This is a genomic window from Runella sp. CRIBMP (assembly GCF_009905605.1).
Lineage (GTDB): Bacteria > Bacteroidota > Bacteroidia > Cytophagales > Spirosomataceae > Runella.
The window spans coordinates 241,372-259,753 of record NZ_JAAAKZ010000003.1 but is presented as its reverse complement, the minus strand read 5'-3'; the positions used below and the strand labels follow the sequence as shown (position 1 = coordinate 259,753).

Annotated in this window: 11 protein-coding genes; 8 read left to right on the top strand and 3 right to left on the bottom strand. The window is 46.3% G+C overall.

What is annotated here, in order from left to right:
* Nucleotides 1–100 precede the first annotated feature (100 nt).
* Both GVN20_RS11035 and GVN20_RS11030 read left to right on the top strand, forming a co-directional pair.
* The gene (locus GVN20_RS11035; protein ID WP_166558381.1) at nucleotides 101–1,309 is read left to right on the top strand and encodes a proline dehydrogenase family protein; all 1,209 of its coding nucleotides are present in this window, start codon (nucleotides 101–103) and stop codon (nucleotides 1,307–1,309) included.
* A gap of 10 nt (nucleotides 1,310–1,319) precedes the next feature.
* Complete coding sequence (locus GVN20_RS11030) at nucleotides 1,320–2,141, top strand: lipoprotein signal peptidase (RefSeq protein WP_166558380.1); 822 nt, start codon at nucleotides 1,320–1,322, stop codon at nucleotides 2,139–2,141.
* A gap of 79 nt (nucleotides 2,142–2,220) precedes the next feature.
* Here GVN20_RS11030 and GVN20_RS11025 read toward each other — a convergent pair whose 3' ends face one another.
* From GVN20_RS11025 to GVN20_RS11015, 3 genes are all read right to left on the bottom strand, one after another.
* Nucleotides 2,221–2,898 carry a superoxide dismutase gene (locus GVN20_RS11025; RefSeq protein WP_114461750.1) on the bottom strand — a complete coding sequence of 226 codons (678 nt, stop codon included), beginning with the start codon at nucleotides 2,896–2,898 and terminating at the stop codon, nucleotides 2,221–2,223.
* A gap of 241 nt (nucleotides 2,899–3,139) precedes the next feature.
* Complete coding sequence (locus GVN20_RS11020; RefSeq protein WP_206023248.1) at nucleotides 3,140–4,519, bottom strand: glutamine synthetase family protein; 1,380 nt, start codon at nucleotides 4,517–4,519, stop codon at nucleotides 3,140–3,142.
* A 212-nt stretch (nucleotides 4,520–4,731) separates the two neighbouring features.
* A complete protein-coding gene (locus GVN20_RS11015; protein WP_166558379.1) occupies nucleotides 4,732–6,411 on the bottom strand; it encodes an AMP-binding protein in 1,680 nt (559 codons plus the stop codon).
* A 235-nt stretch (nucleotides 6,412–6,646) separates the two neighbouring features.
* Here GVN20_RS11015 and GVN20_RS11010 point away from each other — a divergent pair, with 235 nt between their 5' ends.
* From GVN20_RS11010 to GVN20_RS10985, 6 genes are all read left to right on the top strand, one after another.
* A complete protein-coding gene (locus GVN20_RS11010) occupies nucleotides 6,647–7,630 on the top strand; it encodes a bile acid:sodium symporter family protein (protein ID WP_166558378.1) in 984 nt (327 codons plus the stop codon).
* Between the two features lie 161 nt (nucleotides 7,631–7,791).
* Nucleotides 7,792–11,010: an amidohydrolase family protein gene (locus GVN20_RS11005; protein ID WP_229599061.1), complete on the top strand. Its 3,219-nt coding sequence runs from the start codon at nucleotides 7,792–7,794 to the stop codon at nucleotides 11,008–11,010.
* A 141-nt stretch (nucleotides 11,011–11,151) separates the two neighbouring features.
* Nucleotides 11,152–11,880: a hypothetical protein gene (locus GVN20_RS11000; RefSeq protein ID WP_166558376.1), complete on the top strand. Its 729-nt coding sequence runs from the start codon at nucleotides 11,152–11,154 to the stop codon at nucleotides 11,878–11,880.
* Nucleotides 11,877–14,648 (top strand): TonB-dependent receptor, encoded by a 2,772-nt coding sequence (locus GVN20_RS10995; protein ID WP_166558375.1) that lies wholly within the window; start codon nucleotides 11,877–11,879, stop codon nucleotides 14,646–14,648. Before GVN20_RS11000 ends, GVN20_RS10995 begins: the two co-directional genes overlap by 4 nt.
* A gap of 28 nt (nucleotides 14,649–14,676) precedes the next feature.
* On the top strand, nucleotides 14,677–15,795 hold the full coding sequence (locus GVN20_RS10990) for a DUF4249 domain-containing protein (RefSeq protein WP_166558374.1): 1,119 nt from the start codon (nucleotides 14,677–14,679) through the stop codon (nucleotides 15,793–15,795).
* Nucleotides 15,796–15,823: 28 nt separating this feature from the next.
* Nucleotides 15,824–18,217 carry a hypothetical protein gene (locus GVN20_RS10985; RefSeq protein WP_229599037.1) on the top strand — a complete coding sequence of 798 codons (2,394 nt, stop codon included), beginning with the start codon at nucleotides 15,824–15,826 and terminating at the stop codon, nucleotides 18,215–18,217.
* Nucleotides 18,218–18,382: the final 165 nt, after the last annotated feature.

Below are 18,382 nucleotides of genomic sequence, written 5' to 3'. Positions count from 1 at the left end.
TTAAGTACAACAATCTGATATTAACAATTTGATAGCTAAGGACAACTTTTGTAATTTTGCATTTGTTTTATTGTTATAACAACAAACGCACGTTAAAATTATGTCTATAAGTGTTGCTTCCCCCCAAGTAGGGGTTTCGTTTGATGACACTTCGGTTGCATTCTCATCAAAGTCAAATTTCCAGTTAAAGAAAACTTACTGGCTATTTGCATTAATGAATCAACCTTGGCTTGTAAAATTAGGAACTTTTTTTATAAAACTCGCGCTTTTGTTACGACTTCCTGTCAAAAACCTCATAAAAGCAACTTTGTTTGGCCAATTTTGTGGAGGTGAAGACATCAAAGAGTGCAACAAAACCATAAATAATTTGGCAAAATCTAAAATTGGGACAATTTTAGATTATTCTGTTGAGGGAGAAGACAATGAGCAGAGTTTTGATAAAACTGCTAGCGAAATTCTGCTAACTATCGAAAAAGCGAGCCATACCGAAGGGATTCCGTTTTCAGTTTTTAAGGTAACGGGGATTGGTTCAACCCCTCTGATGGAGAAAATTCAGGCGGGAGAGCCCCTCACTTCCAACGAGCAGGCTGCTTTTGAACGCCTCAAAGAACGCGTGGACCAATTATGCCAAAAAGCCCATGACCTAGATGTTAAAATTTTTGTCGATGCAGAAGAAAGCTGGATTCAGGACGTAATCGACCAACTGGCTTACAAGGCAATGCAAAAATACAACACCAAAAAGCCCATCGTCTACAATACATTCCAGATGTACCGCCGCGATATGCTGGAAAATCTAAAAAAAGCCACTCACGAAGCAAAAGTAGAAGGGTATTTTTTAGGAGCTAAATTGGTAAGAGGTGCCTACTTCGAAAAAGAACGCCAACGCGCTTACGAAAGCGAATACCAAGACCCCATCCACGCTACCAAAGAAGAGACCGACTGCGACTACAACAAATCTATTTTGTTTGCCCTCGAAAACCGTGACGTGATTTCTATTTGTTTGGGAACCCATAACGAAAGCAGTTGTTTTTACTGTATCGAATTAATGCAAAAACTCAACATTCCGCACAACGACCCGCACGTATGGTTTGCGCAGTTGCTCGGAATGAGTGACAATATTTCCTACAACTTGGCCAATGCAGGCTATAATGTAGCCAAATACGTACCTTATGGCCCCGTTGAGACGGTTATGCCGTATTTGTTCCGTCGTGCCGAAGAAAATAAATCCATTGCGGGACAAAGTAGCCGCGAGTTTTTGCTTATCAAACGTGAAGTGGGTCGTCGCCACACCATGAAAGTTGTTCATTAATTCCCATTCCATGACTCAATCCCCCAAAGGCCCTCTCAAATTCTTTTTGTTCGCCCTGTTGCTTATCGGTGTAGATCAAGCTTCAAAATTGCTCGTACACCAGTATATGTCTCCGGGATTTGCTGGGCAAATCAGACTCATCGGAGATTGGTTCAAGCTGTATTATGTAACCAACCCGGGCATGGCGTTTGGGATGCAAATTGACCACGAATACGGCAAGTTGTTTCTGACGGTATTCAGGCTAGGAGCCATGATTTTTATTGCTGGCTATATGTTGCGCCTTGCCCAAAAAGGAGCCTCCAACGGACTCCTCTGGGCTATGGCCATGATTTTGGCGGGAGCCATCGGCAACTTGATTGACAGTATTTTTTACGGAGTACTCATTGATAATGCCCCTTACGGCTCTCCTACTCCGTGGTTTCACGGACAGGTCATTGACATGGTGTTCATTGATTTTTGGGAAGGGTTTGTACCAGATTGGGTTCCTGTTTGGGGTGGTCAATACTACACAACGCCTATTTTCAACTTTGCCGACGCCTGTATTTTCATCGGTGTTTGTATCATTTTGATGTTTCAGGGCACTTTTTTCCCGCGTTTGGATGAACACGAAGAGATTGAAGAGGCTCCGAAAACGGATGAAATAGCCGACGTTCCATCAATCGTTTCATCTGAAGAGGAAACCGAAATACCCGCTTCAGAAATGGAAGTAATCTCCGCACAAGAGGTCAGCGAGCCTACGTCAGCGTTGGAAGAAGAAACACCCGAATCTGCCTTGGAGGCCCTGCCCCCAACAAATGACAACACTAGCACTCAAGTGCCTACTAAAGAATAGATTACTTAACCAACTCTATAAAAAAAGAGAGGGCCGCAGGGCCTTCTCTTTTTTTTATATTAAGGACAAAATCAAGTCTTTACTTCATTGCTGCCGCATACAATTCAGCTACTTTATCCCAATTTACTACATTCCAAAAAGCGTCTAGATAATCAGGACGTTTGTTTTGGTACTTTAGGTAATATGCGTGCTCCCATACATCAACGCCCAAAATCGGCGCACCTTGTACATCCGCTACGGGCATCAATGGATTGTCTTGGTTTGGCGTAGAGGTGACCACCAATTTTTTATCTTTCACAATCAACCACGCCCATCCCGAACCAAAACGGGTAGTACCTGCTTCTTTAAACTTCTTTTTGAACTCGTCCAATGAACCAAAATCTTTGGTAATGGCATCTGCCAATGCTCCTTTGGGCGCACCGCCTTTGCCGGGCCCCATGATGCTCCAAAAGAAGGTGTGATTCCAATGTCCCCCACCGTTGTTACGCACTGCGGGAGCAGTTTCTTTCGTAATTCCCTTAACGAGGGCATCAGGAGTCAATTTTTCTTCTGGTTTACCCGCCACGGCCTTGTTCAAATTGTCGATATAGGCTTTATGGTGACGTCCATAATGGATTTCCATGGTAGTCTTATCAATATTGGGCTCAAGAGCATCCGATGCGTATGGAAGCGGAGCCTGCGTAAATTGTGCCATAGCCTGCAACGAACCTGCGGCCAATGCTATTGCAAATGCATTGCGGAGAAATTTAGTTGTCATTTTGCTAAAAAGAGTTGATTAATGAATGATGTGCAATATTACGTAGAATACAACGCAAGAAAAGCAGCGAAAGTTATTTTCTGCGTAAAAATAAAAAAACCTTCTGCGCGAAACAGAAGGCTTTTTAAGTATTTGTAGTAGAGGTTTAGAAATAATCGTTGCAAAAGTAGTAGATAAATTGATTAAATGAATTATTTCAAGAAAAAATTTAAAAATTCACTTAGCAACTATTTCTAACCCCTTAAATCTGTTCAAAATACCGTTTCCGCTCCCAGTCCGTCACGGATGCATTGTAGGCCGCCTGCTCTGTTTTATAAAAATGCGTGTAATGCTCCACTACTTCAGGCCCAAAACTCCGCTTGGCAAACTCACTATTGGAGAAAATCGCAATGGACTCGGCCAAGGTGTACGGAACTCTCGGCAAATGCGCCGCGGCATAGATATCACCCTCAAAAATGGCTGGTGGTTCAATCTGCTTTTCAATTCCTTCCAATCCACACGCCAGCAATCCCGCAAAAGCGAGATAAGGATTACAGTCTGCCCCCGGAATCCGGCACTCAATTCGTAGGCTTTTACCTTGACCTACTACCCGAAAACCAGCGGTGCGATTGTCATAACTCCACGCCAAACGCGTAGGGGCCCACGAACCATCTACATAACGCTTGTAGGAGTTGATAGTTGGGGCATAAAATACCATAACATCAGGAGCGTGGGCAATACAACCACCTAAAAACCAACGGAATGTATCTGAGCATTGCACGGGTCCCAGCGTATTGTTGCCTGCAAAGGCGGTTTCGCCATCTTTCCACAAACTGATGTGAATGTGGCAACTAGAACCTGCACGGTCGGCGGCAAATTTAGCCATAAACGTAATGCTCCAACCCATGGCATCGGCTACTTCTTTTAGGCATTGTTTGTACACTACGTGGCGATCGGCCATGTCCAGTATTTCAGCATAGCGTACATTGAGCTCATGTTGGCCCAAGCCCCACTCTCCTTTGGAGTTTTCAACGGGCACGCCCGATTGCTTCAAATAACGCCGCGCCGCCGCGTTGAACGGCTCAGTACGGGTACCTTGCAAAATATGATAATCTTCAATGTACCAGCCTACGGGGCGCAGCTGAGCAAAACCCGTTTCGTGCGCTTCGCGAAAACTGTTTTCAAACAAATAATATTCCAACTCAGAAGCAGCCAGCACGTCAAACCCGTGTTGAGCGGCTTTATCAAGCTGTTTTCTCAGGATAGAACGGGGCGCTATATCAACGTATTGGTGCGATTTTTCGTTTTTAACATCGCAGATAATCATCGCGGTGCGGTCAAGCCACGCCGCTACCCGCAGCGTAGAAAGATCGGGCACAAGATGAAAATCACCGTAGCCGAGTTCCCAATTGGCAAACGAAAACCCTGGTACGGGGTCCATGGCCATATCGGTGGTGAGGAGGTAATTGCAGCCGTGGGTGCCATGTTTATAAATATCATCGACAAAAAAATCAGCGTCGAAACGTTTTCCGACGAGCCGCCCGTAATGGTCAGTAAAGGCTACAATAATGGTTTCAATGGTTTGTTGGTCTACAGCTTCGCGTAGTTGATCAATAGTAAGGAGTCCTTGGGGTTTAGACATGGTGTCGTTTTTTTGCCTTAAAAATAGCAAAAAGGCAACATCCTTGCTTGAGATAATTCGACATACTACAAAAAAGTCCTTTTCTCCTCACCCTTTCTGGTTTCTTTCTACCTGCAACTCAATACATTTGAGAACGATAACCAATTATAAAAAATAGGTTCAGGACTACGCCTTTAAAGGGCAAAATCACGCCATTCACACCCGTACACCAATTATTCCCAAATAACATTCTCTTTTCCTTCGTACCAAGGCTCCATCATTTGCCCATAGGTTTTTTCAATCACATTGCGTTTGGTTTTCATGGTGGGCGTCAGCATATTGTTATCGACCGTCCAAGCTTCTTTCATTACGACAATTTTTTGTACGCGCTCGTAAGACTTAAGTTTGGGATTCACATCTGAAAGCGTAGCAGCTAGACTTTGGGCGACGGCGTCGCGTTCAACGGACCGGGCTATTTCCGACAAAACCACCAGCGCAATTGGCTGCGGTAAACTTTGGCCCACTACGCAAATTTGTTCAATCAGCTTATTGTCTGCAAATCCAAATTCTATCTGCGACGGTGCCACGTATTCACCTTTGGAAGTTTTGTACATTTCTTTTACCCGGCCCGTAATTTTGATATAACCTTCACTGTCAATTTCACCCACATCACCCGTATGAATCCACCCTTCTTCGTCGATGGTTTCCGAAGTCATTTGGGGTTCCTTATAATAGCCTAACATGTTCCATTCAGCGCGCGTCAGGATTTCACCCGTATCGGGCATTATTTTTACTTCTACCCCTGGATACAGCTTTCCTACCGTTCCATCCTTGGGCGCATCTGCGGGGGCCATACATACCGCTCCCATGTTTTCGGTCATTCCGTAGGCTTCCTGAATTTTTATTCCTAGGCGACGAAACCACGTAATCAATGACACTGGCATCGGAGCCGCCGCCGTCAAAATAAATTTCGCGTCATTGAGGCCCAACCCCTTACGGATTTTTTTCTTGACAATACCACTCAGAATAGGGATTTTGAGCAACATATCGAGCTTTTTCTGGGGCATTTTTGCCAAAATTCCCAATTGGAATTTAGTCCAGATGCGTGGAACCGCAAAAAAGTGTGTGGGCTGTGCTGCGGCCAGATTGGCGGCAAAAGTATCCAATGATTCTGCAAAGTACACGGTTCCGCCCGTGCCTACGGCCGTTACTGCCACCACATTCCGCTCGGCAATATGACATAGCGGTAAATACGAAAAAAAACGGGTCTCGGGCAAATGATAGAGCATCATATCTTGGGTGACGTGCATGACCTTGGCCATCGCTTTATACGTAAGCATTACTCCTTTGGGGTTACCTGTGGTTCCAGAGGTATATACAATGGAAAATAAATCATCTAGCTTCGGTCGGGGCGACTCAGTCATCGGTTTGCTGTAAGCAAGAATATCATCCCACTGTATATGTACAGGGTCAGGATTGTACGTAGGGAAAGAAATACAGCTGACGCCTGCGGGAACACCCTTTTTCATTCCCTGCCAATTATCGAGTTTTCCAACAAAAAGTACCTGACAGCCGCTATGGGTTAATACTTGGTTTAACTGATCGCTCGTGAGGGTGGGATAAAACGGCACCGAAACATGTCCAGCCATCATGATGGCGAGGTCGGCAATAATCCATTCTGCACAGTTTTTTGAAACCAGCCCGATGTTGCTTTGTGGCTCTAACCCCAACGAAACAAGGTATCCAGCCAATCGCCTCACCTGCTCTCCCGTTTCAGCCCACGTAAAGTCTTTGAATTTTTTACCAAAAGGCTGGCGCAAAAAAACCTTATTGGGTTGTGTCTTTTCCCATTGATAAAAATAATCTATGACCGTTTTCAGCTCCGAACCGTTAGAAGTTGCCGTTGTTTTCATCGTTTATAAAGATTTAGGGTTTACAACAAAAATATAATTTTTTCGCTAAAAAATTGTTTTTGTTCGATATATTTATTGGGACAAAAAAGTTGGTTTTTGAGCACTAATCCGCTAAAAGTGACCTATTCTTACGTAATCTCCGATTGTTTTCACTGATTCTTCCCATTCTAAAGGATCATTCTTACTTATTTGCGTTATCGGATTAACTTTGTACCGATTGATAAATAGAATACGAATGATTCAGTTATTGGCAAAAGTCGGCATCAACGGATTTTTCTTCGCTTTGCTTGGAATGATAGTATTAGCCTATTTTTTTCCCTCTTTCGGCACCGAACAAAGCCCTTTACACTTACCCGACATCGCCGAATATGGCGTCTCTATTATCTTCTTTTTTTACGGTCTGAAACTCAATCCCGAAAAACTGAAAAGTGGCTTGAGCAATTGGAAACTTCATTTGGTGATTCAATTGACCACTTTTGTGTTGTTTCCATTCATTATTCTTGGCATTGGAAAAGCCTTCAACCTTGATACTTCTTCGTTGAAGTGGTTGGGTATCTTTTATTTAGCTACGCTCCCATCCACGGTTTCTTCTTCGGTGGTGATGGTGGCGATTGCAGGCGGCAACATCCCCGCTGCTATTTTTAACGCCAGTATTTCCAGCATCATTGGCATTTTTATTACACCACTGTGGATGAGTCGATTACTAGAAAAACAGGACGCCGATTTTGACATCTCGTCCATCATCCTTCGCCTATGTTTAGAAGTTTTATTACCCGTTATCCTCGGTTTTTTCCTGCACAAAAAATGGGGCAAATGGACCGAGCGCTACAACGGTACACTAAGGATATTTGACCAAGTCATTATTTTGTTGATTGTCTACACTTCTTTTTGCGAATCGTTTGCCAACAATATGTTCAGCGACCAATCCTTGGGTGAAATCGTGGCGCTGGGCTTTTGGATGCTGCTGTTCTTTGCGGTCATGTTCGGAATCATGTTTTTGGTCAGTCGTTGGTTTGGTTTCAACCGTCCAGATACCATCACGGTGTTGTTTTGTGGTTCCAAGAAATCGCTAGTTCAGGGTGCTGTAATGGGCAAAGTGCTGTTTCCTAATGCTGTAACACTGGGGGTGGTGTTGCTGCCACTGATGATTTATCATGCGCTACAATTACTGGTGGGCAGTATGATTGCGCAACAAATGGGTAAAAAAGAGGTAGTTTAAGCCATTACGTCGTCTCACTTGCCATTACGATACATTAACGTTATTTTTGGGAAACTTTGGTTAGCCCATCTTTAGCATACATTTCATCATTCCAAGCCCCTTTTCCCTTGAAAAAAAACGCTACCCTCGCCCTTGCGGCAGCTTTGGCCGTTTGCCAGGCCATGGCCCAAAAACCCAAAGAAACCTGGGACGTATCCAAACCCCAAGGCCCTTCTAAAGAAGTAAAATTCACCACCAATGAAGGCACATGGATGAACCTCGACGTCAGTCCCGACGGCAAGGAAATCGTCTTTGACCTACTCGGTGATCTCTATACGCTGCCCATCGGCGGCGGCGAGGCTAAACTACTCTCGGGCGGATTGCCGCTAGAAATCCAGCCACGCTACAGCCCAGATGGCAAACGCATCTCTTTTACGAGCGACCGGGGCGGCGGCGATAATATCTGGACCATGAAACGCGATGGCTCAGACCTGAAACAAATTTCCAACGAAGATTTTCGATTGCTCAACAATGCGGTCTGGACACCCGACGGGCAATACCTAATTGCGCGTAAGCACTTTACGGCGTCGCGCTCATTAGGTGCGGGCGAAATGTGGATGTATCACGCCAGCGGCGGTACGGCGGGATTGCAGTTGACCAAACGCAAAAATGACCAACAAGACGCGGGCGAACCCTGTGTTTCACCCGATGGTCGCTACGTGTATTTCAGCGAAGATATGAGCCCGGGTCCTTTCTTTCAGTACAACAAAGACCCCAACGGACAGATTTACGTCGTTCGTCGTTTTGACCGCCAAACGGGCGCGCTAAAAAATATCGTGACGGGCCCCGGCGGTGCGGTGCGGCCGCAGATTTCGCCCGACGGCAAGCAATTGGCGTTTGTGCGCCGTGTGCGCACCAAGTCGGTGCTGTATATACATGACTTAAAAACGGGCGAAGAATTTCCCGTTTTTGACCAACTGAACAAAGACCAACAGGAAGCCTGGGCCATCATGGGTCTTTATCCCAACTACGACTGGACACCCGATAGCAAAGACATTGTCATTTGGGCCAAAGGTAAATTATTTCGGGTAAACGTTGCCAGCGCCAAAGCCACCGAAATTCCGTTTACGGTCAATGCCAGCCTGACGGTACAAGAAGCGGTTCGTTTTCCGCAAACCGTTTTTACACCGACGTTCCAATCTAAAATGATTCGCCACGCCCGAACCTCCCCCGACCAAAAAACCTTGATGTTTCATGCGGCGGGCTATCTCTACAAAAAAACATTACCCAACGGCACGCCCGAGCGCCTCACTGCCGCCACCGATGTATTTGAATATGAGCCGACATTCAGCCCCGACGGGAAGTTTTTACTTTACACCACTTGGAATGACTCGTTGACGGGCAGCATCCGAAAGTTGAATCTGACCAACAATTCCGTTGAAACCCTGACGACCGAAAAAGGCTTTTACCAAACACCTGCGTTCTCGCCCGACGGCACCAAAATCGTTTATCGAAAAGGAACGGGCAACGGCTACATGGGCTACGCCTTCGGCAAAGAACCCGGATTATACCTCATGCCCGCCACTGGCGGCGAAGGAACCTTGCTCCGCGACAGCGGCGAAGAGCCACTCTTCAACGCCACTAGCGACCGCATTTTCTTTCTGGAAGACGGACAAACCAAATCCTTTAAAAGCGTAAACCTCAGCAATACCGACGAGCAAACCCATTTTAGCTCCCAATACGCTACCAAGTTTGTTCCCAGCCCCGATAACAAGTGGATTGCCTTTCAGGAATTATTTCATTTGTACATCGCCGCCTTCCCCGCCACGGGCAAAGCCGTTGATTTGTCAGGAAACACCAAAGCCTTTCCCGTTTATAAAGTCACGCGCGACGCTGGCGATTATTTGCATTGGTCCAACGATAGCCAAAAACTGCACTGGACCATCGGTCCCGATTATTTCACACGCTCTGTACAACAAAGCTTTTTGTTTGTAGAGGGTGCGCCCGAAAAACTGCCCGCTATTGATTCCACGGGCATTCCGATTGGGCTCATGCTGCCGACCGATGTACCCAAAGGCATCGTCGCATTTAGGGGCGGTACCATTCTAACCATGAAAGAAAACGCCCAAGGGCAGTTGGAAGTAATTAAAAACGGAACACTGGTTGTTGAAGGCAACAAAATTGTGGCCGTTGGCGCAGTGGGAAAGGTTAAAATTCCCGCAGAAGCAAAAGTCATTGATGCCACTGGAAAAACACTGATGCCTGGAATCATTGATGCCCACGCGCACATCGGCACGGGCAGCGAAAAATCGGCGCAACAGCAGTGGTCGTACTTCGCCAATTTGGCCTACGGTGTCACTACCGTTCACGACCCATCATCCAACACCGAAATGGTGTTCAGTCAAGCGGAGATGGTGAAATCGGGGCGGATGATTGGGCCACGTATATACTCCACAGGAACTATTTTGTACGGAGCAGACGGCGATTTTAAAGCCGTGGTGAATAGCCTCGACGACGCCCGTTCGCATTTACGTCGGATGAAAGCGGTGGGGGCTTTTTCGGTCAAAAGCTATAACCAACCGCGTCGCAATCAGCGCCAGCAAATCATTCAAGCCGCCCGCGAACTGGGCATGTTGGTCGTTCCAGAAGGTGGGTCATTCTTCAACCACAACATGACCATGATTATGGACGGTCACACCACCATTGAGCACAATATCCCCGTTGACCCCCTTTATAAAGATGTGGTATCTTTGTGGAGTAACAGCAAAACGGGCTACACGCCCACGCTGATTGTGAGTTTCGGCAGTGTTTCGGGGGAATATTATTGGTACCAAAAAACCAACGTATGGGAGCAATCACGTTTGTTGCGCTTCACTCCTCGCTCAATTATCGACAGCCGTTCGCGCCGCCGCGAAATGCTACCCGACGACGATTTTGGTCACTTTGGCAATTCACAAACGGCCAAAAAACTAACCGATGCGGGTGTCAGCGTTCATTTGGGGGCACACGGTCAGCTGCAAGGCTTAGGTGCGCACTGGGAACTCTGGATGCTGGGTCAGGGCGGCATATCTAATCTGCAAGCGCTCAAACAAGCCACCATGGGCCCTGCTAAAACCTTGGGCTTGGACAAGGAGATTGGCTCGCTAGAAGTTGGTAAATTAGCTGATTTGCTGGTGCTTGATAAAAATCCGTTGGAAAATCTTCGCAACAGTGAAAGCATAAAATACGTAATGGTAAACGGACGCTTATACGATGCCGAAACCATGACTGAAACGGGCAATTATAACCGCCCTCGACAGAAGTTTTTTTGGGAAAACAATCGCTATAATGCCGCATTTGAATGGCACGCCGAAACCCGCAGTTTCGGGGCTATTCGCTGTATTTGCCAAGGGCGTCAGTGATAAGTTAAAAAGGCAAAAGGATTCTTTACAGGAGTGTTTACAACACTCCTGTAAAGCCCTTTAAATCACTGAAAATCAAAGGAGTAAAATACAACACTAAACTACTTTCTATTTATTCTAAAACTTCGTTATTCACACCATATGCAAAAATCTTTATTCCTTCTTACCGCATCTCTTTGGATGAGTTTATTGGGTCGAGGTCAAGGCGCAGATATAAGCACCGTTGCTAAAAATGCGGCAAACTCACCGTTGGCCCTTTATCAGACGGCAACGATTTATTCGCCCCATTTGTACAACGGCCCCCGCTATCATATTTATGACAGCCGCTCAAAAGAGCACCAGTTTTTTCAGGTCGAAGATTGGCAAAAAGGCTCCGTGCACTACGACGGGCAGTTGTTTGAGAATGTTTCCCTGCTTTATGACATTGTAAAAGGCTACGTAGTGGCCCGGCATCCAGAACGCTCGGGACTGGTGCAATTGCAAAGCGAACGAATCCGTCATTTTTCAATCGCTGAAAATCATTTTATCAGAATAGAGAAAAATGAAGAAAAAGGGATAGAAGTACCTACGGGGTTTTATCAGCTTTTGTACGACGGAGAAACGCAAGTACTTGCCCGGCGCCTAAAAGAACGACAAGAGCAGATTGAGAACAATAAAGTCACGGTTTATTTTCCTCCAAAAAACTTTTTTTACATCAAAAAAGACGGAGTATATCACCTCATTCGCTCCAAAAAAGCCGCCCTCAATCTCTACAACGACCGTAAAATTGCGCTCCGAAAAGCGCTCCGTGAAGACCGGATCAATTTCCGAAAAGCCCGTGAACAGGCGCTGGTACAGATGGCCACTCAGTATGATAAGCTACGCCCATGAAACACTCTTTACTCTTTACAACCCTCCTTGTCACCTTGACATTTTCCGCTTTGTTAGCACAAACGAAGGCAGAAAAACGTCTAACCGTGGATTTAAACGAGGCGCGGTTTGGCCAATTTGTCAAAGAAGCCGAAGCACAAACTGGACACTTTTTTTACTACGATGCTTCGCAGCTCGACAGCCTCAAAATCACCCTGCAAGTCAAAGATCAAACGTTGGTATCGGTGTTGGTTCAGGTATTTAAAGACACTGAGTTTAAGTTTTCAATTGATGACCAACAACGGGTGTTTGTGACGTCGGGGCAACCAATCATTACGCAACTATCCGACGACTTGTTTAACTTGAATACGCCCAATAAAGAATCGGAGCAAAACCAATACGTAGCGCCCACTACAGAAGAACAAGACAAACTGCTATCGACCGCCGAGAGCAAACTGTATAATATCGGCGCCCAACGACAACGCATCACTGAAGGCAAATCGACGGTTTCGGGCTACATCCGGAATGCCGTGACGGGCGAGCCTGTCATCGGCGCGGCGGTCTATATTGAATCGCCTTCTGTTGGGGTTTCTACCGACGCACTAGGGTTATTTTCGCTGACCATTCCGCGCGGAAAGCAAACGCTGAAAATCAAAAGCATCGGAATGCGTGATACCTACCGGCGCATTGTTCTGTATGGCGACGGCAAACTTGACATCGAAATGCAAGAAAGCGTGACGGCCTTGAAAGAAGTATCTATCACCGCAGGCCGCGACGTTAACATCGCTGGAACTCAGATGGGGCAGGTGAAGCTCAATATCAAAACCATGAAACAGGTACCGACGGCGTTTGGCGAAACCGATTTGCTACGCACCGTGCTTACCTTGCCAGGCGTAAAAGCGGTCAGCGAAAGTAGCGTAGGGCTCAACGTTCGCGGGGGCTCTACCGACCAAAACCTCATTCTTTTCAACGATGCCGTGGTCTACAATCCTTCGCATTTGTTTGGGTTCTTCTCCGCCTTCAACCCCGACGTGATTAAGGAAGTAGAACTCTACAAAAGTACCATCCCGTCCAAATACGGTGGGCGGCTTTCGTCGGTATTGGAAATCAATAGCCGCGATGGCAACAAGAAAAAATTCGTCGGCTCGGGCGGTATCGGCCTCTTGACGGGGCGTTTTGCCATCGAGGGGCCGATTATAAAGGAGAAAAGTTCGTTCATTCTGGCCGGACGCTCTACGTATTCTAATTGGGTACTCAAAAAACTGGAGAATGCTTCGTTTAGTCAAAGTACGGCCTCTTTTTATGACCTAAATCTCCACGTTAACCACGAAATAAACGAAAAAAACAGCCTTTCGCTGATGGGTTATTTAAGTAAAGATAAGTTCCGTTTTTTTGGCGATACGGCTTATTCGTACCAAAATCAATTGGCTTCATTGAAATGGAAACATACGTTTAATCCCAAGTTTTACAGCGTTTTTACGACTGCCTACAGCCGCTATCAATACGACATCGGCAGCCAACGTGTACCCACTGCCGCGTTTGATTTAAAATTTGACATCAGCCAATCCACCGCTAAAGCCGACTTTACGTATTTCTTGCATCGTCAGCATACTTTGGATTTTGGGGTCAATACGGTTTATTACAAACTATACCCTGGCTCGTTGCGGCCATCACATCCCGAGTCGCTGCTGATTCCAGACGTAATGGAGTCCGAGCAGGCCATCGAAAGTGCCGTGTACCTAGAAGACCGATTTGACGTAAATGCCAGACTTTCGTTGAGCGGTGGGATTCGTTTTTCATTATTCAATTACCTTGGCCCCAAAACCGTCTACACCTATACGCCGGGCCTCCCGATTGAAAAGATTTACAGCGACGGCAACCAAACCTTCACCGCCGGCCAAAACATTAAAACCTACCAAGGACCCGAATACCGGGTTTCGGCGCGGTATTTGGTTAACAACAGTACTTCGGTCAAAGTCAGTTACAATACCACGCGTCAGTATATTCATTTACTGACAAACACAATGGTGATGTCACCAACCGACATCTGGAAATTGAGTGATTCGTACATTAAGCCGCAACTGGGCAGTCAATTGGCCGCAGGCGTGTACCGCAATTTGCGGGGCAACAAATTGGAACTTTCGGTCGAAGCCTATTATAAAAACATTCAGAATTTTCTGGACTACAAAGGCGGAGACTCGCTTATTCTTAACCATCGTGTTGAAACCGCCGTGATTTCAACCACGGGAAAAGCCTACGGAATTGAAGTGATGCTGAAAAAACTGACGGGCAAGCTCAACGGTTGGGTAAGCTACACGTACGCCCGCTCACTGTTGCGCGCCAACGACCGCACCTCTTCCGACGCGCCCAACAAAGGCAATTATTATCCGAGCAATTACGACAAACCGCACGATTTTACGCTGGTTAGCAATTATAAGTTTTCGCACCGGTTCAGTCTTTCGTTCAATTTTACTTACAGCAGCGGCCGACCGTATACCCCGCCCATTGGTAAGTACATTTTGGAAGGCGTGCCGCGTATTTACTACGCCGACCGCAACCAATTCAGAATTCCTGATTACTACCGCGTTGATTTCTCGATGAACATTGAAGGAAATCACAAAATCAAAAAGCTAGCGCACAGCTCTTGGACATTTGCCATCTTCAACGTATTGGGCCGTAAGAATCCCTCTTCCGTTTATTTTAGAAGTCAAAACGGCGTCGTAAAAGGCTACATGCTGTCCATTTTCGGGCAACCGATTCCGACCGTTACGTACAATTTTAGATTTTAGCCAACATCGTTATTCGTTATTGATTCTTATGAAAACCCTCTTATCTCTTATCGCAGTGGTTGTCAGTCTGGTGGTGTTGGATGGCTGCGTTCTGCCATTTACCCCACCTGAAGTTACGGCGGCCGACCGTTTTTTGGTTATCGATGGATTTCTGAACACGGGCGGCAAAGACAGCAGCCGCATTACGTTGACCTACACCCAATTGGTCTCCAACAAAAATTCGTTTACACCCGAGCTACGCGCCCAAGTGATTGTGGAGGGCGATAAAGGCAGCACTTTTCTCTTTACAGAAATCGGCAAAGGGCTTTATCGATTGGCTCCCAGAACTTTTAACCTCAATGAAAATTTTCGAATCAGAGTTAAAACTACGGGTAAAAAAGAATTCCTTTCTGACTATACAACGCCTAAACAAACGCCGCCGATTGATAGCATTACGTACAAAATTGCGGCCGACCGAAGCTCACTCCAAATCAATATCAACACCCACGACCCGCTCAATAAAACGCGTTTTTATCGCTGGAAATTTGAAGAAACCTGGGAGTACAACATGCCGCTTTATTCGCTCTATGAAATAAAGAACAATGCCATCATTGACCGCGTTCAAAACATTAACACCTGCTGGCGTACCGAAACTCCTTCCACTATTTTGCTTGGCTCTACCATCAAACTCACCCAAGATGTGATTCGGGATGCGCCCATCACTTACATTCCCGCCTCTTCTGGCAAGTTGCTCGTCAAATATAGCATCATCGTTAAGCAATTCGGATTGACGCAGGAAGGCTATGAATATTGGAACGCACTCGCCAAAACCACCGAAACAACGGGCGGGTTATTTGACTCGCAGCCTTCGCAAATCACTGGAAACATTAAATGCACCACCAACTCACAGGAGCTTGTTTTCGGTTTTTTTAGCGCAGGCGTACCGCAAGAAAAACGCATTTTCTTGTCGCCCGCTCTGGGGACACCTCAGTCGTGCCAACCACTTGATACCCTGAGCATTGCTGATGCTATCAAAGCCCAAAGTTTTCTACTTACGGAATATTGGGCCGACGGTGCACGGATTCCTGAATACATTACCGGTGACCCTGGCTGCGGAGATTGTCGCACCAAGGGCGGAAATACCACCCGTCCAAGTTTTTGGCCATAATGCTGTCATGATAAATTTCCTCGCCTCCATGAACCCATTTTCATTCTTAAAAAAAACAGCACTTTGGATGAGTCTTTTGACCCCCACCTTTGGCGTTGGACAAAGCAAATCACTATCTCAACGGCTTGTTCAACATAACCAACAGGCAGTGCAGGAAAAAGTGTTTGTCCACCTCGACCGACCGCTGTATTTGGTAGGTGAAACGATGTGGTTCAAGACTTTTTGTCTGGATGCTTCCTTACATACACCCTTGGATATGAGCAAAGTAGCCTATCTGGAAGTACTAGACCGCGACCACAACCCTGTGTTACAAACAAAAATTGCATTGGACGGTGGCAAAGGTTTCGGCTCGGTTTTTATTCCGCCTTTTATCCCAAGTGGGCAGTATTCGGTGCGTAGTTATACCCACTGGATGAAAAATTTTAGTCCCGATTTCTATTTCGAAACCACCATCAGCATCGTTAATCCGTTCAGCAAACCTAGCCTTTCGTCCCCTCCGAAACCCACGCTGGCTTACGATTTGCAGTTGTTTCCCGAAGGTGGAAATCTGGTACAGGGGCTGGAAAGCAATGTAGCCTTTCGGGCCGTGGGTCAATATGGCAAAGGCATAAAATTCAAGGGAAGTATCGTCAATCAACAAAATGATACGGTTGCCCATTTTGAACCTTTGAAGTTCGGAATCGGCACTTTTTCCTTTACGCCCAAAGAAGGAGAAGCCTACCGAGTACTGCTCCAGGATGCAAAAAGACAATGGTTTACGTATACTCTACCGACCGTCAAAACGCAGGGCTATGTGATGCAGGTCAAAGAATCGACGTTGGCGTTGGAAGTCACGGTTTCGGCGCATACTCAAACCAGCGGTTCGGAAGTTTACCTCTTGTCGCATACCAAATCTGTTCCTAAAGTGACAGTAAAGAAGGCTTTTACCAGTGGGAAAGCCTCCTTTACGCTTCCTAAAAGCGCCTTGGGAGATGGTGTTACGGCCATTACGATTTTTGACGCAAACCAAAAACCCGTTTGCGAGCGGCTTTATTTTAAACGACCCACGCAATCGCTCATGCTCACTGCCCAATATGATAAAAAGCAGTACAATACCCGCGAAAAAATCAATCTTGAACTCACGTCTTCCCTCAAGTCAAACACGCCCACCGTGGCCGATTTGTCGGTTTCGGTGTTTTTGGTAGACTCCCTCCCCACCGAAGACCCGCTCCTGATTGATACATATCTGGCCCTGACCTCCGACCTGAAAGGAACCGTTGAGTCGCCTTCCTATTATTTTATAAATTCAGGACAGGAAGTTGACCAAGCTCTTGATAACCTGATGCTTACCCACGGATGGCGTCGGTTCAATTGGGAAGATATTGATAAGAAAGTAATCTATAACTACCTCCCTGAACAGGGTGGGCATTTTGTTTCGGGCAAGGTTGTACATGCACAAACGGGCTTGCCCGCCCCGTACGTTGCGACGTATCTTGCCGCTCCAAGCAATCGACCTCATCTGTTTGTATCGCGCAGCGACACCGCTGGTCGGATTTCTTACGAGGTGAAGCATTTTTTCGGACCAAAAGAAATCATTGTCCAAACCAACACCCAGTACGACAGCACCTACCGTATCGAAATCAATAGTCCTTTTTCCGACAAAATCTCGTCGTATTCACTTCCTCCGTTTGCTTTTGATGCTAGCTGGAAAAACCACTTGCTAACAAGAAGCATCAATATGCAGGCTCAAAACGCGTTTTTGCCCAAATCTGCTCTGCAAACCACAACGGGAGAAACCGACACGCTGGCTTTTTACGGCGTCCCCGACGAGAAGTATTTCCTAGATGCGTTTACCCGTTTTCCGACGGTAGAAGAGGTTTTGCGGGAATATGTACCAGGTGTGGGCGTTCGCAAACGTCGCGGCAAATTCTACTTTTTAGTCTTTGATAAACTGCAACCAAGCGTCTTTTTTGAAGAAGACCCACTCATGCTGGTTGACGGCGTACCCGTATTTGATACCGACAAAATCATGGCGTTTGACCCGCTAAAAATCAAAAAACTGGAAGTAATTAGTGGTCTTTATTACTTAGGCCCAATGGCGTTTTCGGGTATTGTGAGCTTTTCTACCTATAAAGGAGATTTGGCGGGCTTTCCGCTCGACCCACGGGCGTTGGTGCAGTCGTACGAAGGCGTTCAGGGAAAAAAAACATTTTATGCGCCCGTCTATGACACCCCCGACCAACTGAAAAGCCGTACACCTGATTTCAGGAACCTATTGTTTTGGGCACCGCAGGTCATCACAGATGCTCAGGGTAAGCAATCGCTCAGTTTCTATTCATCCGACCAACCAGGCACGTACAAAGCAGTCATTCAGGGTATAACTGAAAATGGTTTAGCAGGCAGTAAAACGTTTACATTTGAGATAAAAAAATCGTCATTGTAAGACTTGCCAAGTTTTAAAAACGGGGACGCCCAGTCGGGGACGCCTAGTCGGGGACGCCTAGTCGGGGAAAGTCTTGAACCAAATTTCATAAAAAAGAGTCGGGCAAGTGCTCGACTCTTTTCGTTTCAGATTGTTGTGAGTGTAAATTAACGGTTAAAGGTATCA